Genomic DNA, 20530 nt, shown 5'->3' on the forward strand with positions numbered 1-20530 from the left:
CATAATTGTTCATATGAAATGTTAATTATTTTATACTGGTCTAACAGTTTAATCACCCTTTCCATCCATTTCGAGTTGTTCTATCAAGTAAGAGAGAGCTTCAACGTGATCACCAATTATTCTTAATACTGCCGGAGGATGCCCATTGTGACTTACATTCTCCATTAAACGAATTCTATTCGGTTTTACAACATCAACGTAATGTACACATTCTACTCTATACCCTTGTAATATTGCTTTTACTTGTGCAAGACTAGGGCATAGTAAGCTTTCCCAGCCTATTGCATCTAAACATGATCTACTCATAGCATGTGGAATTGCTACTAATGAGCCATTGCTTAATTCTGGACGATTATATGCTAAATTAAGCATATATTTTACGACGTCTACAACATAAAACGGAGGGTGTAACATCGGATTCAAATCATTTAATGCTATGTCTACACCAGCTGAAACTGCTTTTGTAAAATGATGCAAATTACTTCCTGAAACACTAAAATCACCATCAATAAATAAAAGAATATCTCCTGTAGCTTCAAGTGCTCCAATAGCACGTCCAACATTATGACCAAGTCGTTCGTTATATTCAATAATAGTAACACCAAGTCTTTTAGCAATATTAGCCGTTTGATCTGTCGAACCATTTACAACGACGATGATTTCTAGTGGTTCTATTTTTCTCGCCTCAAGTATTACTTGTTCTATAGTCTCTTCTTCATTTTGTACTGGTATAATGACAGAAAGTTGCTTCCCATCATAAATTGAAGAATGCATTCCCCACCCTTGATGATAGGAAGGGTATCGCTTACATTCACCTAGTTTTTGAACAATATCTCTTCTTTTTCCTGCATCAGTAAACCCTACTCTTCTTCCTTTTTTCTCTATCCATTTAGCTATACCGCGTAAATATCTTTCTACTTTCTCTTTTTCATTTTTGGATAACTCTTTTTTTATTAAATATCCTCCTTCCTCTATAGTCTCATCTTTAGATAACGTATTGATTGCATATTGATCGTTAATCCGCCACCCTTGATTCACAATCTTCATATGAGATAGAACGATATCTTCCATATAATTAAAGCCGATATTTTCCACTACTTCCTTCGTAAGCGCATATGGTAACGAAAGTATTGAATTGCTTTTTAAATCTGGTCGACTTAAAATTTCATTTAACATTTTTCTCCATACAATATCCATATTTGGACATTTACCTATTTCTATCAATTTATCTATTTTATTTAAAACTACATCGGCTTGATTTGTAACAATTGGCTCAATAAATCTCTGCATTTCATTTGTGGATAATGAAAAATTGCCATCTAAAAATAATAAAACTTCTCCTTTTGCTGCCTTTATACAAGCTCCATATCCATCATAATGCTTATTATATTTGTCCATAAAAACAATATGACATTTATGTTTCTTTGCTATTTCATACAAATTACTTCTATCGTTAGGAACTAAAATTATAATTTCAAGAGGATTTAGCTTCCATATAGATTGAATTGACTCTTCTAATATTTGCTCTCTTTCACTGTACAAAATAATAACCGTTAACGATTTCATTACACGCCCCCTTTACACATCATGTGACATAAAATATTAAGTATTACCATTTCCTATGAATTTGCTACTTTATTAACATATTCAAAAGTGAATTATACTGTGTGAAAACAAACGTCTATTTTTAAAAATATAAGTTCTGCACTTACCTCCTTTCTCTTATCATTGTTTGTTATAACTCTCACCATAAAAAACAAAAAAAGTCCTAATTTCTTTAGGACTTTTTTAAATAAATTTATCAATATTATTAATTTTATATACTACCTTTTTCCATGTTATACCGCGATCTTTTGTAGTAAATATTTCTTTTTTATTACACGCCCAACCTTTACGCCGATTAAAAAAATGCAAACAAAATACATTTTTTAACAATGGATTACTTGATACTTTAATCCATTTTGCTCCTTTTTTTATTATTTGATACACACTTCCATTTTCACTATTTATAACCCAGCCATAATAGGAACTAAAAAACGAAACAGCCACTTTACTAGTATTTATTGTTTTATTTGAAATATGCCACGAATTCCCATTATCAAATGAGTAATTCATTAAAAATACATCATCATTCTTTTTAGTTGGTATTACTAATAAGTTATTTTTATAGATTGCTTTATAAGCCATAGCAGTCCCATTGTTAATTCCTTCAATACTTGGAATATCTTTTATAGGATTCCAACTTTCCCCACCATTTATTGTTTTAAATACCGTTGATGTTTCATAATGTTTTTGTAATGAAATAAACCCAATTAGATCGTTTATAAATGTTATCCCTGAAATACTATCACTAATACTTATATTTTTTATTACTTTCCAAACTTTCCCTTTCGTTTTCAAATAGTATAAATTATGTTCAAATTTATTTGATGCAAGCTTTCTAGATAATACAATCCATATACTATCCATATTCGTAGCATGCAATTGCACTTGAACATCAGTCGATTTCTCCCAATCTTCTTCAACCGGTAAAATAAACTCACTCCACCTTTCTCCTCTATTAACTGTATAAAATATAGCTGGCAATAAATCGTCATTCTTTTTTGTTAAACCATATGCCCAAGAGCTTCGAGCGTTTATTGGATACCCAAATAATACAATTGAATTAAGAGGATTGACAACATCCCATTCTACTCCTCTATTTTGAGTATATAAGATAGCCTGCTTTTTATTTGTATATTGAATACTAGCCCAACCATATTTATCCGTTCTCATTTGTAAAGAAGTAAATTGAATATCATTATTTTCCAATATATCACCTCATTCTTATTATTTATATATTCGTATGCTATTATTTTCAAAACGTTCTATCATTAGTTATTTAAACCACCCGCTTTATCTACTATCTTTATACTTACTTTCCCTTTTCTTCACCACTCAAATATAACGAAATTCCTTCTATTTTTCCGTTATCATATACAAACGACTGTATTTTACAAAATTCAACTATAAAAAATGCACCCAAATTGTAAACTATCCCCAACAATTAGAGTCCACTTTATATAAAATATAGCTTTAATTTTTAAGCACTTACTACAGCAGCAACTTTATCTAAACAAATAATAAACTGATTCATAAATGCGTCAATTTCCTCTTTCGTAATAATATACGGCGGAAGTAATCGAATAATATTCCCTTGTGTTACATCGACTAACATTCCTTTATTCATTAGCTCAACCTGTAATTTCTTCACATTTTCATTCGTATCATTCAGACTAATTCCAAACATCATGCCAGCATGACGCACTTCCTGTATATAATAAGAATTTTCTTTCTGAATGTCTTGCAGTTTGTCATTCAAATATAGTGACGTTTCATAAGCTTCTTGCATTAACCCATCATCAAGTAATGTATTTAATACCGTTAAACCTAAAGCTGTTCCCATTGATGAATGAGCAAACGTTGTCCCGTGATCTCCTGGTGAAAATACATCACATAACTTTTCACCTACAATAATTCCTCCTAGCGGTATCCCGCCTCCTGCTCCTTTACCAATTTGAATAATGTCCGGTGTGATATTAAAATTTTGATAAGCAAATAGTTTTCCCGTTCGACCCATACCACTTTGAACTTCATCAACGACAAGAAGTACATTATATTTTTCACATAAATTTTGAACACCATGCAAATATTTACTTGATAAAGGATAAATTCCCCCACTTCCTAAAACAGGCTCTAGCATAATCGCAATTGGTTTTTCTTTAATAATGGTCTCCTCTAATTGGTCTATATTCTCACGCTCTACTTCGTATACAGGAATAGATGTTTTAGGGAAATTTTGATATACCTTTTCTTGTCTCGTAAAATGTAGTGCCCCTAACGTCCTCCCGTGAAAACTATCTTTTAACACAACTACTCCGTCACGCTCTTCATTCGCAATAGATCTATATTTATCAATTAATTTTAATGTCGTTTCTGTCGCTTCCGTACCAGAGTTTGTAAAAAAGACTTTTCCGCTTTTTAAAGTACACTCTACTAATTTCTTTGCATACTCAATTGCAACTGGGTTTAAGAAATGAAACGGTAAATGCAACGATTTCACAACTTGCTCCATTGTCGTTTGTACAATTTTAGGATGATTGTATCCTAGTACATTTACTCCTACGCCAGAAAATAAATCTAAATACTCTTTACCATCTACATCATATAGTTTACATCCTTCTCCTCTTTCCATTGCAACCTCTGTCCGACAATATGTAGACATCATATATTCTTTATCTAATTGAAACCAATCCGACATGTTAAATTCCTCCTAGTTATTTTTCCTTTTTTAACGTTTATTCTCTATATAATCGTTTATAAATTAAGTTTTAAGATTGAAATTTTAATAGTGGTTTTCTTCCACATTTTTTATTAAAACGTGTGCTTTCTCTTCCCGATATTCATTTTTCCATAATTTCTTCTATTTCAACAGGTCCACTACATATGTGTTTTTTTCATCTAGCGGTATGTTACTGCTTTGAACTTTGTATGTCATACATAATCGAGACTATAAAATCATATTTAGTAACAATCGACGAAAAAATTTGGAGGCTATATCGATGAATGAAAAATATGATAAACATAGGAAAGAATTATTAGAAGAAGACTTTAATAAACATCGAGAACTTACTGAACCAGCTAAATTTCACTCTCAAACAGTTGGTTCACGTGGACCTGTACTAGAGCAAGATAGTGTACTGCATGAGTCATTACAACAATTTATTCATGAAAAAATTTTAGAAAGACCTGTTCATGTAAAAGGATTTGGTGCGTTCGGTTATTTTCAAACGATATATTCGATGTCTGAACATACTAAATTAAGTTTTTTACAAAATTCTAATGAGAAAGTTCCTGTTATGGTTCGATTTTCGTTAGCTGTTAGTACGAAAGGAACACCGGATACTGCTAGAAATGTACGCGGTTTTTCCACAAAATTTTATTCAAAAGAAGGCATTTTTGACCTTTTATGTAATCACATTCCTGTTTTTTCTGTCCGTGATCCAATGCGTTTCCCTGAAACGATTCAAGCATTATTGCCTTCACCTAAAAATAACTTAATAGACCCTAATAGATTTTGGAGTTTTGTCGCTAAAGCACCTGAATCTATTCATTTTGTTGTCCGTTTATACTCTAATAATGGTACGGCCAAAAGTCTTCGCCACATTCCAGGACATAGTGTTAATACATATGTATGGAGAAATGCGGAAGGTAATCGAAAGTATGTAAAGTATCATTGGTACCCATTTGAAGGTGTACAGTACATTACTAGTAAAGAAGCAATTAAATTAGCTGCTGAAAATCCTGATTATAGCGGGAAAGATTTATATGATGCTATTAAAAATGGTAAACCAGTGGAGTATGGTTTATACGTCCAGCTCATGGATCCGAAAGATGAAGCGCACCTTTCTTATGATCCTTTAGATGACACAAAAGTATGGGATGAACAGACGTATCCTCTCATACCAGTCGGGAAAATGGTATTAAATAAAAATCCTGAAAATTTTATGGAACAAGTAGAAAAGGTCGCATTCTCTCCTTCTAATTTACTGGATGGTGCAGAACTATCAGATGATAAAATGCTGCAAGGGCGCGCTAACATTTACAGTGATTCACAAAGAAGAAGAATTGGTCCAGAATTTCGCAAATTAACGATTAACCAGCAGCAAGATTGGACACCTGCTAATCAAATTACAACCGGTGAAGGAAGGTACGTTGAAGGTAAACTTGAAAGAACTTCTATAATGAAACAGGATGACTTTACGCAGGCTGGTGAATTTTATACGAAGTTACAGCCAATAGAAAAAGAACATCTCGCTGAAAACTTAGCTAGTGATTTGAAAGTTATATCCGATGATATTAGGGATATCGTTTTGGGGTATTTCAATCAAGTATCAACTGATTTGAAAACAAGCATTGAGACAAAAATGAAAGAGCATTAAGAAGATTAAAACATGCTTTACGAATGAGAATTCAAATCTATATTAATTATTTTCTTGTCAAAATCCAATGAGGGTTATTTAATTTGAAAATATAAAGCCAACATATCCCTGTTCTATAATTAGAACAGGGATATGTTGGCTTAGTTTAATGTTTAACATTACATACTTTATTTCGCTAAAAAATGCGATAAGTAGCCTTTCAAAACAAACTATAGTAAACTATTTTACTTGTACCGTATAATTCCCTGTTCCACCACCATACTTATATACACTTAAGTAATATTTCCCTGGCTTTGCATTATAATTTCCAAGCAATTTGTTTCCATCACGTTTTGTTGCATAAGCTACATAATTATTTAAATCTGATTCAGAATATAATACCCAGTTCAGTCCAAGATTTTGTTCGTTCGTAACAGAAATTTGTAAATCTTTTTGATCCTTTACATCAATAACAAATTTATCCCCCTGATCTTGATCGCTCAAGGTTCCTCTTAACAAAATATTCAAAGATAGTGGGTTTGCTGTTTCAAATGAATTATTTGGTTCTTTTTCTACAGCCTTACCTTCTTCCGTATTCACTCCGCTAAACACAACATCATATTCAAATTGCCCAGCATTATTTACACGGTAATTTACAAAATAAGCAGTCAATGTTTTATATCCAGTCCACTCTTTTCCTGAAAGACGTTTCAACATATCATTTGTTGCTTCATTCATCACTTTCCAGTCCTCAACTTCTCCTTTAGCCACACTTCCTGTATATGTTCCCTGTAGTGTAAATGTATTAAAGAATTGTGATTTATTCTTTGTTACTTTCACATCTTTTAATTTCGCTTCATTCGTAATATCTGAAGTAACGTCCGAAAGCGATTTTGGATCATGTTGAGTTAAATATTCATCTGATACTTGTGGGATCGTATACTTATCGCGATTATCAATAAGCATTTGCATATAAGATTGATATTCTTCATTTAACTTATTATCTTTGCTTAATGTAGCACGGTATGCATCGTAACTTGAAACATCATTTGCGCGAATTAAATCATGTACTTTATCGAACATTTCTGGGCGCTTATTATACATATATGATTGCAGCGCAAACGAATAATTATAAAAATCCCACGTTCCATATTTCGCATTTAATGTTTGTGATGCTGTATAACGTTTTGCAGGATCATTAGATAACCCGCCAATTATACTTTTTCGCGGTACTACACTATCTAATCGAGTTGCACCTGCAAAGAACTCTGCATTCCCTTCTTCAAACCATGTTAAACGTTCATTTTGATACATTTCCCCTTGGCCCCATAATCCCTGAACTTCGTACCTTCCCTGTAAGTAGTGCGTAAATTCATGGCGGAACAATTCTTCCAGACTATAAATACTTTGCTCTGGTGTACGTTCATATGTAAAGAAAGTTCCTGTCCCTTCAATATAAATCCCACCATTATTCGTTTCATATCCGTACAGTTGACGATTAAATTGATACTCATCTGGGCTATTATAAATAACCATCGTTAACACATCATCAGCATGTCCACTTTCAAGTGGTTTATCGCTACCAACTGTACGATAAAATTGAGAACGCACCTCTTTTGCCGCCCAGTATAGACGTTTAATTTTCTCTTCGCTAACTTTATCCCCAGCTTTAAAGACAATTGCTCCATCATCAAACGTATACGTTTTCGGTAAATATTTCTTTTTACCTTCTTCTCGAATTTGATCTAAATTTACAGTTTTTCCATTCGCATCTATTCCTCCATAATTTGTAGTAATTTGTTCTGCCGCAACAAAGTATTGCTCTCCTAAATATGGGTAAACTCGCATTGCATCTGTAACAACTTGTTGTCCTTTTGTCGGCGTGCTATGAAGCTTGCCCAATCGGCCAGCATAATAAATTCCATTATTAATTAACCATCCGTTTTTATTTGTTACTGTACCAAGTAGTGCAAAACGATTTACTTCATTAATAAAGTTATCGATATTCCGAAACCACATCGTATCTTTTGGCTCTTTTCCAGTCGTGTACATATCCGTCTGAATATCAAAGTCAATTCCCTTCATCAACTCATATATAGCGTCTCCTTTTGTTCGGTCTTCAATGAAAGTTGCAAGATTATCGTTATATTGTTTAAAAATTTCACCTGCATATAAAACCGTTTCAACATCTGCTGATGCATTTCCAATTAATTTTCCATATGATGCAATTATTTTATTTTGTTCTGATGTACCAAGTTTGAAATTTGGATTTTTTGCAATTGTTTTTAAAGCTGGTAAACACTTATCATGGTAGCTACGCTCATTTAGTTTGCTTAATTCATCATGGTAAAAACCTAAATAAAATGCTGCACGTAGAGCTTCTACTAATGTTTCAATCCCTTTTGAATCATCTTTCGTATAAGCTTGTCCTTGTTCTGCTAGTTTATTAATAATTGCTTGCATTCGGCTATCATCTTGATAGAATTTAAGACTATCACTATTAAACTGAAATAATTCCGGAATTTGATACCATTTAATTGTCACAAGAAGATCAGTTAATTGTTTATTATTTAATTGATTTAACTCAGCCATTGAATACTTTTTTTCTTCAGCTAACGGTTTAATATTATCGGTTGGTGCTAGTGGACGCTGTGATAAATCCGCTAATTTTAACCGTTTTGTAAAAGATGCATTTTCTTGTACTTTTGAAGGGTGCGCCAATTCATCAACAGATTTCTGTATTCCTACCGGCTCCATTTGTAATACGTTCTTCACATTTTGCTCTTTTGTCTCTGCTTGAATTTGCAAACCATTACATGTTATTGTCACTAATCCAACACCAAGAATCCACTTAGAAATTTTCGAATATTTAACCATCCCATTGCCCCCTAATAACTTAAAAGAAAATTCAGAATTTTAAAATCAAAAACCCCACTTATTTGTATGTATTTACAGTTCCGCTATAAATACAACTATGATTAATAATGCAATAGTAGCTTGTTTTATACTATTACGAGTACAGATTCCTTACATACAATCTCCCTTCCTTACATGTAATACAAGCAAAAACCGTGCCAATCATATTTCTTATGAATAGCCAACATTCTTTTATAAATACTGTAGAATAAAATATACATAGGTGATTCGGCAATGTATAAATCATTTGACACAAAATCTAATGTTTATGAAGAACAAATTCATTGAATATTATAAGTTCATTAGCCAGTAAATAATCCCCAATTATTAAATCTCTCAAAAAAAGGTAAACAAACATATTCCATAAAGCTAATATGTTCGTTTACCTTTTTCTATTTCACATCAACAGCAAAATATCGTTGAATAAAAACAGTATGAATAAGTATTTTGTTATTCATTTCTCTTTTTCATATAATCTTTTTCACATTGCAACAGCTTGAATTTCACTTTTTTCCCTTTCTTCTTTTTCGTTTTTATAACGAGCCATTCCCCTTTTTCAACGTCTAGTTTTAGGCGTTTCATTACATTGATATTATCTTTTTCTTTATAAAGTAAAAATGCTTCTTGTGCCCTCACAAATAAGCTGGGCTGTTCGCTAAATCCACCACTATCATAAATTTTAGTTAGCGAATTATAATAAGAATCATTTTCCTTTCCACCATACATCAAATGAGCAGCCTCCAGATCTCTTTTACTTACTTCCCAAAAACTATGTTCATCAATATTTAAATTAAATGTGGATTTAATGTCCTGTATTATATTCTTCACATGCTTTTCATCTCTAACTTTTCTTTCTTCGAGACAATCCGAAGATAATTCTGGTGCATCTGATTGGGAATGTACAACGTGTTGTATCGATACACACAGAATAAATACGCTTAAAATGTAAAATATTTTTTTCATATTTACATATCACCTCAAATGATTTAGATACTATATCATTTGAGGCTTACAATATTCTTATGCTATAAAATTTTTATAGGATCTTTCCTTTTAATATTGCTTTATCAAATTCACGGGCGGGGCAACTACCTTACTACTTTTCACATCATATAATCCTATAGGTGTTACTCGTATAAAAGGCAAGTGCGTCGCAGAAAAGAATAAAATTGTAAATGCTGGATCATCATACGCGTAGCCACGCTCTTGTAGTAATTTCACCATCTGTTTCTCTTCCTGTATTAATTCACTCATTTTTAAATTAGACATACTCCCGAGCAATGGTAATGCTATTTCGTGTAACACTTCATTGTTTTCTGCTACGACCATTCCACCACCGAGCTCTTTTACTCTACGAAAAGCTGTAAGCATATCTTCTTTACTTTTTCCAATGAGAATCATATCACCTGTGCCGGAATAAGAACTAGCAAGACCACCTAATTCTTTCGCAAAACCTTTTACAACTGTATTTACTCGCCAAGTACCATCACGAGCAATCATCATGAGGAAGCATTCATCATGATCTGTGGATAATTCATCACAGTCTATATTGATTTCACTAGTATATGGTTTTGTAATAACGTTATTTAATAAGTGTATCCCCGTTTTATTAGAGAAAATCATATCCTCTTTTTCTATTGACCAATCTAATGATAATGGAGTTACTTTATATTTACTCCAGTCTATATGTAATGCTTCATGCGTATTTACACCGTCACGCTTCACCCATTTCCCCTTTGCAAGGACACTAATTGGTACTGGGTTTTCTTTACTTTCTAAAATATTGATATTAGCAATTCTACCTGTCGCAATCGAACCATGTACATGTTCCATATTATAATAGCGAGCAATATTATAACTTGCCATATGGTATGCATCTATTACTGGCACTCCTTGTTTTATCGCGGTAGAAATCATTACGTTTGTCATTCCATTTTCATAAAACGAAGGATGTGAGCCGTCTGTTGTAAAAAAGAATCTATCAAACTGCTTTACGCCTAGTTCCAACAATTCTTTCAGTAAAACTTCTAAATCTGGGCGGATTGAAGAATTTCTTAGGGAAACAGTGTAACCTTGCATAAGACGAGTGAAAACTTCCTGCCCTGTCATCGCTTCATGATCACAATCTGTACCTAACAGTTTTAACTTCGCTAAAGTCGTTTCAGATGCACCCGGAAAATGTCCTTCTACTTTCTTTTGCAATCGCTTCGTTTCCTGCACCCAAGTTAACATTTCATCATCGCCATGTAATAGTTTTGGCCATGCTGTTAGCTCGCCGCCTTGAAGAACCGCTTCATGCTGCAGCCACTCTATTATTTCTTCACGATTAAACAAAGATTCTCCGTTTTGCAATTCAGTCTGTCCATCAAAACGGCACCACCAATACATACTTGCTGGAATCTTTTTGAATTCATCTAATAAACGAAATGCTTCTTCACGCTTTAATGTGAAAAATAAAGTTAAATTATCATTAATAAAAGTTGTTGTCCCAAACTGCATCGCATAATTCGCTAACGTCTCTGGGTTATACAACTGATACGGATGTGCATGCGGTTCTATGTAACCGGGTACGACATACTTTCCTTCGCAATCAACAACTTCACACTCCATTAATTGCTCTGGCAGCTGCTCCCCTACGTATACAATTCGATCATTATATATCCAAATGTTCGCTGTCATCCACTCGCGCATATAGGAATTTAAATATGTTGCATTCTTTAATAATATGTGTGGACTTCTCTTACCATCTAGTACTTCAACATGTTCTCGTAATTGTTTATTACTCCATTTATAATGATTTTCCTCCATTGTATTCAACTCCAAATCAACTCATAATTATTTTGATTAAAACGAGAAATATTTAACTAACTAAAGTATTTTCCATTCATAACTCCCCAATTGGCGCCCTTATATCCTTCATTATATGGAACAATTTCAAAAATAACAATTTTCAGAACTATATACATACCTCTTTTATCCAAAATAAAAAGAATGTCATGTAACTGACATCCTTTTTTATTTTGTCGTAAGCATTAAGATTGATTTTCACTTTGGAATACACTTGATGTCATATCATAAATGCAACTACTGTCCATAGTTGCGAACTTAAAAAAGCACCTCTTTTAAATACAACTATAACAAAATTCTATTCATTTTCTTTTCATCTATTTATTAAATTCAATTTGCATCATTTTATTAAACTGCGGAACAATATCGACCCCACCTATAGAGTTGAGACTGATAGCCAATGTATGTTTGCCTCCAATTACTCCCCCAGCAAAAGTTGTAAATCCAGGAATTCCTCCTCCATGCCCCCAAACTGAAACACCGTTTGGAAGTTTAGTCTCATAGATTCCAAGACCGTATGCGTCACCAACGCCTTTTCCTTCTATAGGAACTGTAGTAAGCATTTCTTTTAGCTCGCGTTCTTTCAGTAACTTACCACCGAGTAAAGATGAAAAGAACTTATTTAAATCATCCGCATTAGAAATCATATCTCCAGCTGCATTAGCTAAACTCGGATTATAATACGTAATGTCTTTCAACTCGCCTGTTCCTTCCATTTTCACATATCCACGAGCATGATTCTTTCCTGGGATGACGGGTGAATTTCCTGGTAAAAACGTATTTGATAGGTCCAAAGGTTCAATAATTCGCTTTTCGATTTCTTCCGCATAACTATTTCCAGTTATTTTTTCAATAAGCATTCCTAGTATTACGTATCCTGTGTTTGAATACGACCAGCTTTTACCTGGCGAAAAATCCGGAGGCAGCGCAAGTCCTATTTTCACTATTTCTTCTGCTGTATACGTTTTTTTCGAATTCATTATGTCAGCATCTTTTGACTTTAAATATTCAGCTATACCACTCGTATGATTCAAAAGTTGGCGTATCGTAATTTGATTACCATCATACCCATTTCCTTGCACGAGACCTGGTAGCCACTTTTCAATTGGATCGTCAAGTTGTAAGCGATTTTCTCCTACTAATTGAAGCACAGTCGTCGCAGTAAACGTCTTCGTCACACTACCAATCCGAAAGCGATAATCCGAATTCACCGGTTTCTTTGTACTTAAGTCCGCCACGCCAGCAGTAAAACTACTAGTTTTTCCGTTGTTAGACGCCTTAGCTAATATTCCTACAGCACCAAGCTGTACTGTTTCCTGCATTACTTGTTTCCAGCCATTACGATTCTTTTGATCATGTACTTGTGACGAACTAGAAATATTTTGAGTTGACTCTGCAGTCACAGTAAAACCAGGTGTGAATAGAACAGTACCCGCTAATAAAACTGCAAAACTTGCTAACTTAATTGAATTACATTTTTTCATAAGGCTTTCTCTCCTCCATTAATATCGAATTGATTCAAGCTATACTTTCATCCTATATGATAAATCTCTCTTTTTTCTTATCCATTCCTTACGAAATACTTACGTTTAAATTTAAATACGGTAAACTGAGGAAGAGTTATGCATGCAAATAAAAAGAGAACATGTTTTCATTTTTTATGTAAACATGTTCTCTTAAACATTTAAAATTCTATATCAACTTTTCATCCTATTCTTTACACAACTAATTTATATTCCTTTTTACCAGCCCGCACTAGCATTCATACCATTTCCAATAATAGAAAGTAATAGCGGCCATAATACTGGTCCCAATGTAAGAAATACATTTAGAAGTATGAGCATTCTATATCCAACGGTGAAATTGTGATTTTTACGATTAACAAATACTAAACTGATTAATGATATTATAGTTGTTAAAAATAATACTAACATTAGCAACCAATACCACACCATTAAACTAAGACTCCACGGTGTTAATAGCTCATGTATGATACAAAATGAGATTCCTAATACAGCAAAACTAAAACTAGTCACCGATGTTTTTATAAGCCATTTATTTATTTTTTTATCGTATGTATTTTTACAATATAAATCTATTAAAGTATATAAAGATAAATATGCCATTAATACACCTATCCAAGACAATAACCAGTCTCCGTCTCCTTTGAATAATACGTACAGTAACCAACACATACCTACTGCTGAAAAAACAAAGGAAATAAGTATGCTTTTTAATACCGATTTCATTACATTTTCACATCCTTAAAAAATCAAAAATTAATTATAATTTATAAAAATTAAGTATAGGTTAACATGTAATGAAGTATAAGTAAATAAAGTTAATTTTGTTTACCTATTTGAAGACGCTTTCATATAAGAAAATAATTCATGTTAATCAAATTTCCGTATAAAAATAGAAAAGGTGGATATTTATGTATCCACCTTCCCGTCTCCCTCTACCCACTTCATTATTTCTTCCACATCTAAATCCGTATACGTCTTTTCACCATAACGAACAGACTCATATAACGAGATAATATTCCTTGTTCTACAAATTCTTTTTAACCATTGTTGTATCGTTTCATAGGACCTTCTCTGTTCATGAAATGGTAATGTTCTTTCCCATTCAACTAACGTTTTTCTTATCTTATCTGTCGGTAACGGCTGTTCTAACTGATGAATGACTTTTTCATTCTTTATGCTTCTTATCGCAGTTTGCTTTGTGATCGATTCTTTCTCCTGTACTATTTCTGTTTTCGTCAATTTTTTCCTAATATACTTGTAGATGGCATATATAATTAATATTGCGATTATCACATAAAAAACTATAGTAATCCATACATTTGAAAGAACAGAAAGCACGTCACTCCATAGACTTTCTCTTTCGAAAGGTTGAAATTTTTTACCCGTTTTCGTTCTTATACCCGTATCTTTTACTTCTTCATATTCATCTTCATCTATTTTGGAATCATCAAAATTTTCACCTATACTAGTAAAGTCATAATTTCTTTCCGATATTGTCTTAGTCTTACTGAAAAAACGCTCTTTTACTATGTCTTGTACATACACAATACCTTGTGATAACGTTATCGCACTAATCGCAAAGAAAAGTATGATTAAAGTTCTCACACTCCATAACTTCACTTTCATATGTCGCTTTTTATTCACCATGACATAAGCCCCTTCTTATTCTTTCATTACAATCCATTTATTCGTTCTACTGTATTTCTTTGGTGAAGTACCAATAATTAAAGGAACCGCATCCAGTTCCTTTCGACGAAAGCCTGCTGTGTAAAAGTAAGAAGAAGATATAGGCGTATCTTGGTCTGATATCGAGGCAAGTATCCTTAATACATTTTGCAAATGTTTCCGATTATCCCCATTTTTTATATGTAGCAAACCGTTATCTTTTACACTATTGATCCATACTTCAAACGAACAGTTTTGCATAAGAAGTTGTTTGCATATACCTGCTGTTAATTCAATTAGTTCCTCTATATCATTTCGCAAAGAAACACCACTTTTATTTTGCAAGTTGAGATAAATCGCGTATTTATCACATTGTGTTCGCTCATACTTTTTCGCAATTATTGTCCCTGTTTTCGCTGTTGCACTCCAGTGGATGGAACGAAAATCTTCATTTTCATAAGACTTTACTCCCATTACTTTCGTTTCATCATATAAGGGTGAAGACATCGCTTTTCGAAATCCTCGTGACCATTCTTGTAATTCAGGAACTTGTATTTTCGGAACAGCTGGTAAAACTAAATAAGAGGGCGTATCAACTTGTTTATATGTTATATGGTTCGTTATAAATCCAAAGAGATCAGTAATAACAATTTCAACTTCTTCCCATTTCGCGATGCCTCTTTTTAACGCTACAGCTTGCAAATCAAATGAAACTGACTCCCTTCCTTTTAAATTAAAATTCATATAATAATTTGAACCTGTACTATGATTTTTGTTTATTTCATCATGATTCCAAGTTAGCTTATTTTCACATTTAAATCGAAATACGATATTAAGAATAGGAAATATCGACTTGTTTGAAATTTTCATTTTGCACATATTCGTTTCACCTATAAAAACATTCGAATTCCCTTGACTGTATTCCCATTCAACACGAGATACTTTACGTATATATACATGCATAGCACCTATTAAAATTACATATAAAAATACGAGAGATAAAAACAGTAGATTACTTGAAAATACACTTAAAATAACGGCTACAACTGACATAACCCCTATTACGAAAGGCTCCGCTAAAGGTGTATACACAAGCTGTTGATTCATCGTATATTCTCCACTGGCACACTAATCGTATGAAGAATTTCTTTCATAATTTGTTCTTTCGTCGTTTTCATCTCTCCCTCAATCGTTAACGTTAAACGATGAGCACAAACTGATGCAGCGAGCGTCTTAATATCATCTGGCGTACAGTAATCTCTTTCATTTAATATTGCCCGTGCTTGAATCGCTCTCATAAATGCCAACGTTCCCCGAGGGCTTACACCAATTTCAATTAACTCATGGTTACGAGTTGCTTCAATAATTTCAAGAAGATAATCTTGCACATCATTCCCTACTAACACTTCTCTTGCACGCTTTTGCATCGTAATAATTTCTTCACTTGAAATAATAGAGTGTAATGTTTCTAACGGATCATTCATTTGAAACCGATTCATCATTTCCTTTTCAGCTTCTCTCGTAGGATAACCTTGGCGAATCGTAAGTAAAAATCGGTCTAATTGAGCATCTGGTAAAGGAAATGTGCCCGCTGATTCGAGTGGATTTTGCGTTGCTATAACTAAAAAAGGTTCTGGTAATGAATGTGTCTGTTTCGCAATTGTAACAGTACGCTCTTCCATAACCTCAAGTAACGAAGATTGTGTTCTCGGTACAGCTCGATTAATTTCATCCACTAATACGATATTTGCAAAAATGGGTCCTAACCTCGTTTTAAAATCCGATTCCTTCACATCAAAATATTCAAGGCCAATAACATCTCCAGGCAAAGTATCCGCTGTAAATTGTATTCTTTGAAATTTGGCGTCCACACTTTTAGCCAAACTTTTCGCTAATGTTGTTTTTCCTGTCCCAGGTACATCCTCTAATAAAATGTGTCCTCTTGCTATAAGAGCTATAGCTGCCAGTTCAATCGATTCGTCTTTTCCTATAATAACCTTCGAAATATTATTAGTAATTTTCTTTAATGTACTCATATATTATCTACCACCTTTTAATTATCTAAAAATTAAGAATATACTTTTTTCCAAATTATAACATGTAATTCGAAGATGAAATAGAGTGAAAATGAATCTTTTATTTTTTCTTCATTGCACGCAAAAAAGCACCTATTGTCGTATATTGACAATGAGGTGCTTAACTCAATCCAACAGCCTTCTTTCCCTCTAATTTTTAGTAACAATACATCCTTTTTACTCCCACGCATACATTGTTTTCAATTAACTAGTAAAATGCATTCTAATATTACATATAATAAAAACCATTTCGATTTGTTCGTTATAGAACTTCCTCTACATCGACACTCTCAATCTTCACTTCATACATATTTGGGATGCTTGCTTCTTTTGGTACCCATGCATAATAATTTTGATCATTTTCTAATATAAATTGAACTAACTTTGTTTCTGAAACATTCCAGAAATTTTTAAGATTATCAATGTAGTCTTCTAAATCGTCTTTATAGTCCAGTTGTAATATATAATCTCTTACCGTCAGGGCAAACACAATTAAACTTCCTAATAGATTTTTTTGCTCATTTTCTTCTTCATACTCTTGTGGTAAGAACCACACTTGACCTATTCCTATCGTTTTTTTGTATTTTTCATAAAAACTACTATCATCCATATTCTCATAATCATGTATTAATTCATTGACCAATGAATGCCATTTTGGCGGAATAATATTTTCCAATGCAGGATTATGTTCAATTCCTTCTACTATATCCTCGATTTCTTCTGTCTCATCTTCATAGTGATATTCACTTAGGTCTATATGCTTGAATTTCATTTCATTTTTATAATGTGCCAAATCATATGGATAATGATTATTATCTTTTAAACTTGTATCATCAAGTCCGAGTATCTTTACTATTGCAGCTGTCTCAAAGCTCCAGTACCCCACATATCCAGGTTCTTTGTACGCATTTTTCCATTCATAATCATAATGGCCTTTAAACCATTCTTTCTCCATGTACGTTTGTAATCTTTTAGATGCTTCTTTTTTATCTGTTTGTACAAGTTCTATAATCTCTCTCGTTTTTGCATATGGATTTTCTTTATAATATCTGTTCGTCATGTTTGTGTATCCGATATCACTAGCGCATAAGAGGAAATCAATTACTGCGTCGTTCATATTTTCCTTCTCAACTAGTTTAGCTAAACTTACAAGATTCTTTTTCTCCGTCTCTAATAAAATCCCTAGAGATATCATCCAAATTAGATTTAAATATCCAACTTCTTTTTTTCCTATATGCTTCAAATTAATAAGAGCTTTGTCAAAATCTCCTTCTATTGTATGGATAGCTTCTCCTAGGGAATATTTTGCATTAACATTATCCAAATCGTATATAAAATTTGACTGATAGAATTCTTCTATGATACTTATATTATCATTAGGATACCTTTGAATACCTTTTTTTCATCTTCTTCTAAACTTTTAATTTCAACTCTATTTTCTTGAATAAACTCTTTATTATATTCTATTACTTCTCTACATTTTTTTTCTATACATAAATGATCTCTCATACCTTTCAATTCCTCCTGGCTTCTAAACTTATGGCCATTCTCCAATAATGTCTCCCTTTGCATCTATTCTATAAGTTTTAACGTTCCCAGTACTATCAACTTTTGATAGTACTCTTTCCACTTCACCTTTTTTCAATGCATTCGTAATTTTTATTGATAATTTCATATCTCCATCAACAGCCTTCAATATCCTACTTTTTCGCGTCTTCGCACCATTCAACCAATCATTTGACATTTGTCGTCCATCTTTAGTTTTTCCTAATTGTGAACTACCAAATTTAGCTTCATCTATAACGTATTTGATCTTTGATTCTGCATTTGTATTTTCGTATAATCCATCAATTCCTTTTACTATTTTATCATTTATGCCTGATGGTGCACTTTTTCCGACTGGCTTTAAATCAAATCCAGCTTCTTTTAAACTTTGATTATTCAATAAATTGTCACTAGATTTTATTTCACCATAATTACCTTTTTGCTTATTTGTAGCTGTTTTTGCATCAAAATTGTCTACATTTGTATTTTTGTTACTGCTAGGTTTACCGTTAGCCGTACCCTTAATAGGTACTTTAACACAAACTTAAAAATCCACAGTGTAAAAAATTTATCACTGTGGATTTTTACATTTATTTTCCTTGATAATGCACCATATCATAAGGGTAGTATAAAGTATTTTTTAAACTTGAATCATCTAATTTTAAAATCTTTACGATTGCTCCGCTTTCGTAACTCCAATAACCATTGTAGATATCATTTTTATTTTCATGTGAATCATACCAGCCTGTATCACTATGCCCCTTATACCATTTTCCCTCTAAATATTCTTTCAATTCTTTTACTGATTCTTCTTTATTCTTTGCATTAACCACACGATAAATTGATTTATATGGGTCTGCAAAGATAAATTCCGTGTTATTCCCTTCCCAATTTTCATCTTTATAACTAAATAAAAAATCAATCAAATAATCATTCAATTTCTCTTTTTCTACCAACTTTTCTAATTCAATTATATAATCTTTTGAAACATCTAGCATTATCCCAATAGAAAGAACCCACAATAAATCTATATATCTATATTTACCACTCCATCCCTTTTTCATCGCCTCAATTATTTCGGGGTAAAAATCTCTTAGTACTTCCATAGGTCTTCCCATTGAATATAAACAATTAAATTTATCAATACAAATTGATTCAATATATCCATAAGCTCTTTTAATACTACCTAAATCATTTGGTCTTTCATTTTTTACTTTTATTGCTAATTCTTTATACTTTTCTATTCTATTATTCTGTCTATTTAAATAATCCTCGAAATAATCTTCATTTTTTAAAATATCTCTCATTTCATTCTCCTCACTCAATTATTTTCTTCCCAGAAGAATCCAAAATGCTTTTAACCACATTACCATCCTTATCAACATTAATTAGTATATTTTGTACATTTTCAGGATTCAAAAGCATTTCTTCTCGAATTTTATCTGCCATTTCTTCTCCAACAGTTGATTCCAAACGTCTAGAACCATCTATCCATGTTTCGCTCATTTGCTTTCCATCTTTTGTATTTGAAAGTTGCGCAGTATTATACTTAGCCTCCGCTATCACATACTTAGGTGGCGGAGATGAATTTTCATATACAGCATCTATTCCCTTAACAATTTTTTGATCTAATGTTATTACACGATCATCACTAATTCTGGTATATGTTTGACTTTCAAAAAAGTCATCCATCTTCATTTCACCATAATTCCCTTTACGCTTCGTTGTTTTTAAAGCTACTTCGCCACTTTCTACTGATCCTATTACCTTACGCTGTTGTGCTCTAGCTACTTCTAATGTTTGAGCTACTTTTCCAGATTCCTTAGCTATTTCACCAGTTTTACCCGTACCCTTACCACCATCTTTAGACTTCGCAAACTTATAAAAAGCTTCTAATAATTCGCCTTGAGGTATTTTGGTTACAATAGTTCCACCAACACTAGAGAATGCATAGGAAGCATCTCTCTTAAATGATTGTAACATTTCAAGCGTTGGC

Annotated in this window: 15 protein-coding genes and 1 pseudogene; 1 reads left to right on the forward strand and 15 read right to left on the reverse strand. The window is 32.7% G+C overall.

Annotated elements, in window-relative coordinates:
* Nucleotides 1-48: 48 nt before the first annotated feature.
* The 3 genes from ACTFR3_RS02560 to ACTFR3_RS02570 form a co-directional block, all read right to left on the reverse strand.
* Nucleotides 49-1566, reverse strand: coding sequence for a glycosyltransferase family 2 protein (locus ACTFR3_RS02560; RefSeq protein ID WP_000839308.1), 1518 nt, complete (start codon nt 1564-1566; stop codon nt 49-51).
* 222 nt (nt 1567-1788) lie between these two features.
* A complete protein-coding gene (locus tag ACTFR3_RS02565) occupies nt 1789-2811 on the reverse strand; it encodes a hypothetical protein (protein WP_440044126.1) in 1023 nt (340 codons plus the stop codon).
* Between the two features lie 271 nt (nt 2812-3082).
* Nucleotides 3083-4300, reverse strand: coding sequence for an aspartate aminotransferase family protein (locus ACTFR3_RS02570; protein WP_001286474.1), 1218 nt, complete (start codon nt 4298-4300; stop codon nt 3083-3085).
* A gap of 301 nt (nt 4301-4601) precedes the next feature.
* On the opposite strand from ACTFR3_RS02570, the gene ACTFR3_RS02575 reads away from it, so the two are divergent.
* Nucleotides 4602-5981: a catalase gene (locus ACTFR3_RS02575; protein ID WP_440041581.1), complete on the forward strand. Its 1380-nt coding sequence runs from the start codon at nt 4602-4604 to the stop codon at nt 5979-5981.
* A gap of 219 nt (nt 5982-6200) precedes the next feature.
* On the opposite strand, the gene colA is transcribed toward ACTFR3_RS02575, so the two are convergent.
* From colA to ACTFR3_RS02635, 12 genes and pseudogenes are all read right to left on the reverse strand, one after another.
* Complete coding sequence (colA, locus tag ACTFR3_RS02580) at nt 6201-8837, reverse strand: collagenase ColA (RefSeq protein WP_440044127.1); 2637 nt, start codon at nt 8835-8837, stop codon at nt 6201-6203.
* Between the two features lie 489 nt (nt 8838-9326).
* A complete protein-coding gene (locus ACTFR3_RS02585; RefSeq protein WP_000719372.1) occupies nt 9327-9839 on the reverse strand; it encodes a hypothetical protein in 513 nt (170 codons plus the stop codon).
* A 90-nt stretch (nt 9840-9929) separates the two neighbouring features.
* A complete protein-coding gene (locus ACTFR3_RS02590; RefSeq protein ID WP_440044128.1) occupies nt 9930-11684 on the reverse strand; it encodes an adenine deaminase in 1755 nt (584 codons plus the stop codon).
* 356 nt (nt 11685-12040) lie between these two features.
* The gene (locus ACTFR3_RS02595; protein ID WP_078421529.1) at nt 12041-13207 is read right to left on the reverse strand and encodes a serine hydrolase domain-containing protein; all 1167 of its coding nucleotides are present in this window, start codon (nt 13205-13207) and stop codon (nt 12041-12043) included.
* 258 nt (nt 13208-13465) lie between these two features.
* A complete protein-coding gene (locus ACTFR3_RS02600; RefSeq protein ID WP_000843839.1) occupies nt 13466-13972 on the reverse strand; it encodes a DUF3902 family protein in 507 nt (168 codons plus the stop codon).
* 183 nt (nt 13973-14155) lie between these two features.
* On the reverse strand, nt 14156-14896 hold the full coding sequence (locus ACTFR3_RS02605) for a signal peptidase II (RefSeq protein ID WP_119683599.1): 741 nt from the start codon (nt 14894-14896) through the stop codon (nt 14156-14158).
* 15 nt (nt 14897-14911) lie between these two features.
* On the reverse strand, nt 14912-16021 hold the full coding sequence (locus ACTFR3_RS02610; protein ID WP_440044130.1) for a DUF58 domain-containing protein: 1110 nt from the start codon (nt 16019-16021) through the stop codon (nt 14912-14914).
* Nucleotides 16018-16950 (reverse strand): AAA family ATPase, encoded by a 933-nt coding sequence (locus ACTFR3_RS02615; RefSeq protein WP_440044132.1) that lies wholly within the window; start codon nt 16948-16950, stop codon nt 16018-16020. The genes ACTFR3_RS02610 and ACTFR3_RS02615 overlap by 4 nt, the downstream gene beginning before the upstream one ends.
* Nucleotides 16951-17251: 301 nt before the next feature.
* Nucleotides 17252-18498, reverse strand: a pseudogene (locus ACTFR3_RS02620) (PoNi-like cognate immunity protein).
* Nucleotides 18499-18526: 28 nt separating this feature from the next.
* On the reverse strand, nt 18527-18934 hold the full coding sequence (locus ACTFR3_RS02625; protein ID WP_440044133.1) for a hypothetical protein: 408 nt from the start codon (nt 18932-18934) through the stop codon (nt 18527-18529).
* Between the two features lie 190 nt (nt 18935-19124).
* Entirely contained in the window at nt 19125-19841 is a 717-nt protein-coding gene (locus tag ACTFR3_RS02630; protein WP_440041572.1) for a PoNe immunity protein domain-containing protein, read from the reverse strand.
* Between the two features lie 10 nt (nt 19842-19851).
* The gene (locus tag ACTFR3_RS02635; RefSeq protein ID WP_440044134.1) at nt 19852-20517 is read right to left on the reverse strand and encodes a hypothetical protein; all 666 of its coding nucleotides are present in this window, start codon (nt 20515-20517) and stop codon (nt 19852-19854) included.
* Nucleotides 20518-20530: the final 13 nt, after the last annotated feature.

The sequence above is a fragment of the Bacillus cereus group sp. MYBK14-1 genome, from assembly GCF_051916885.1.
In the GTDB taxonomy this organism is placed as follows: domain Bacteria; phylum Bacillota; class Bacilli; order Bacillales; family Bacillaceae_G; genus Bacillus_A; species Bacillus_A cereus.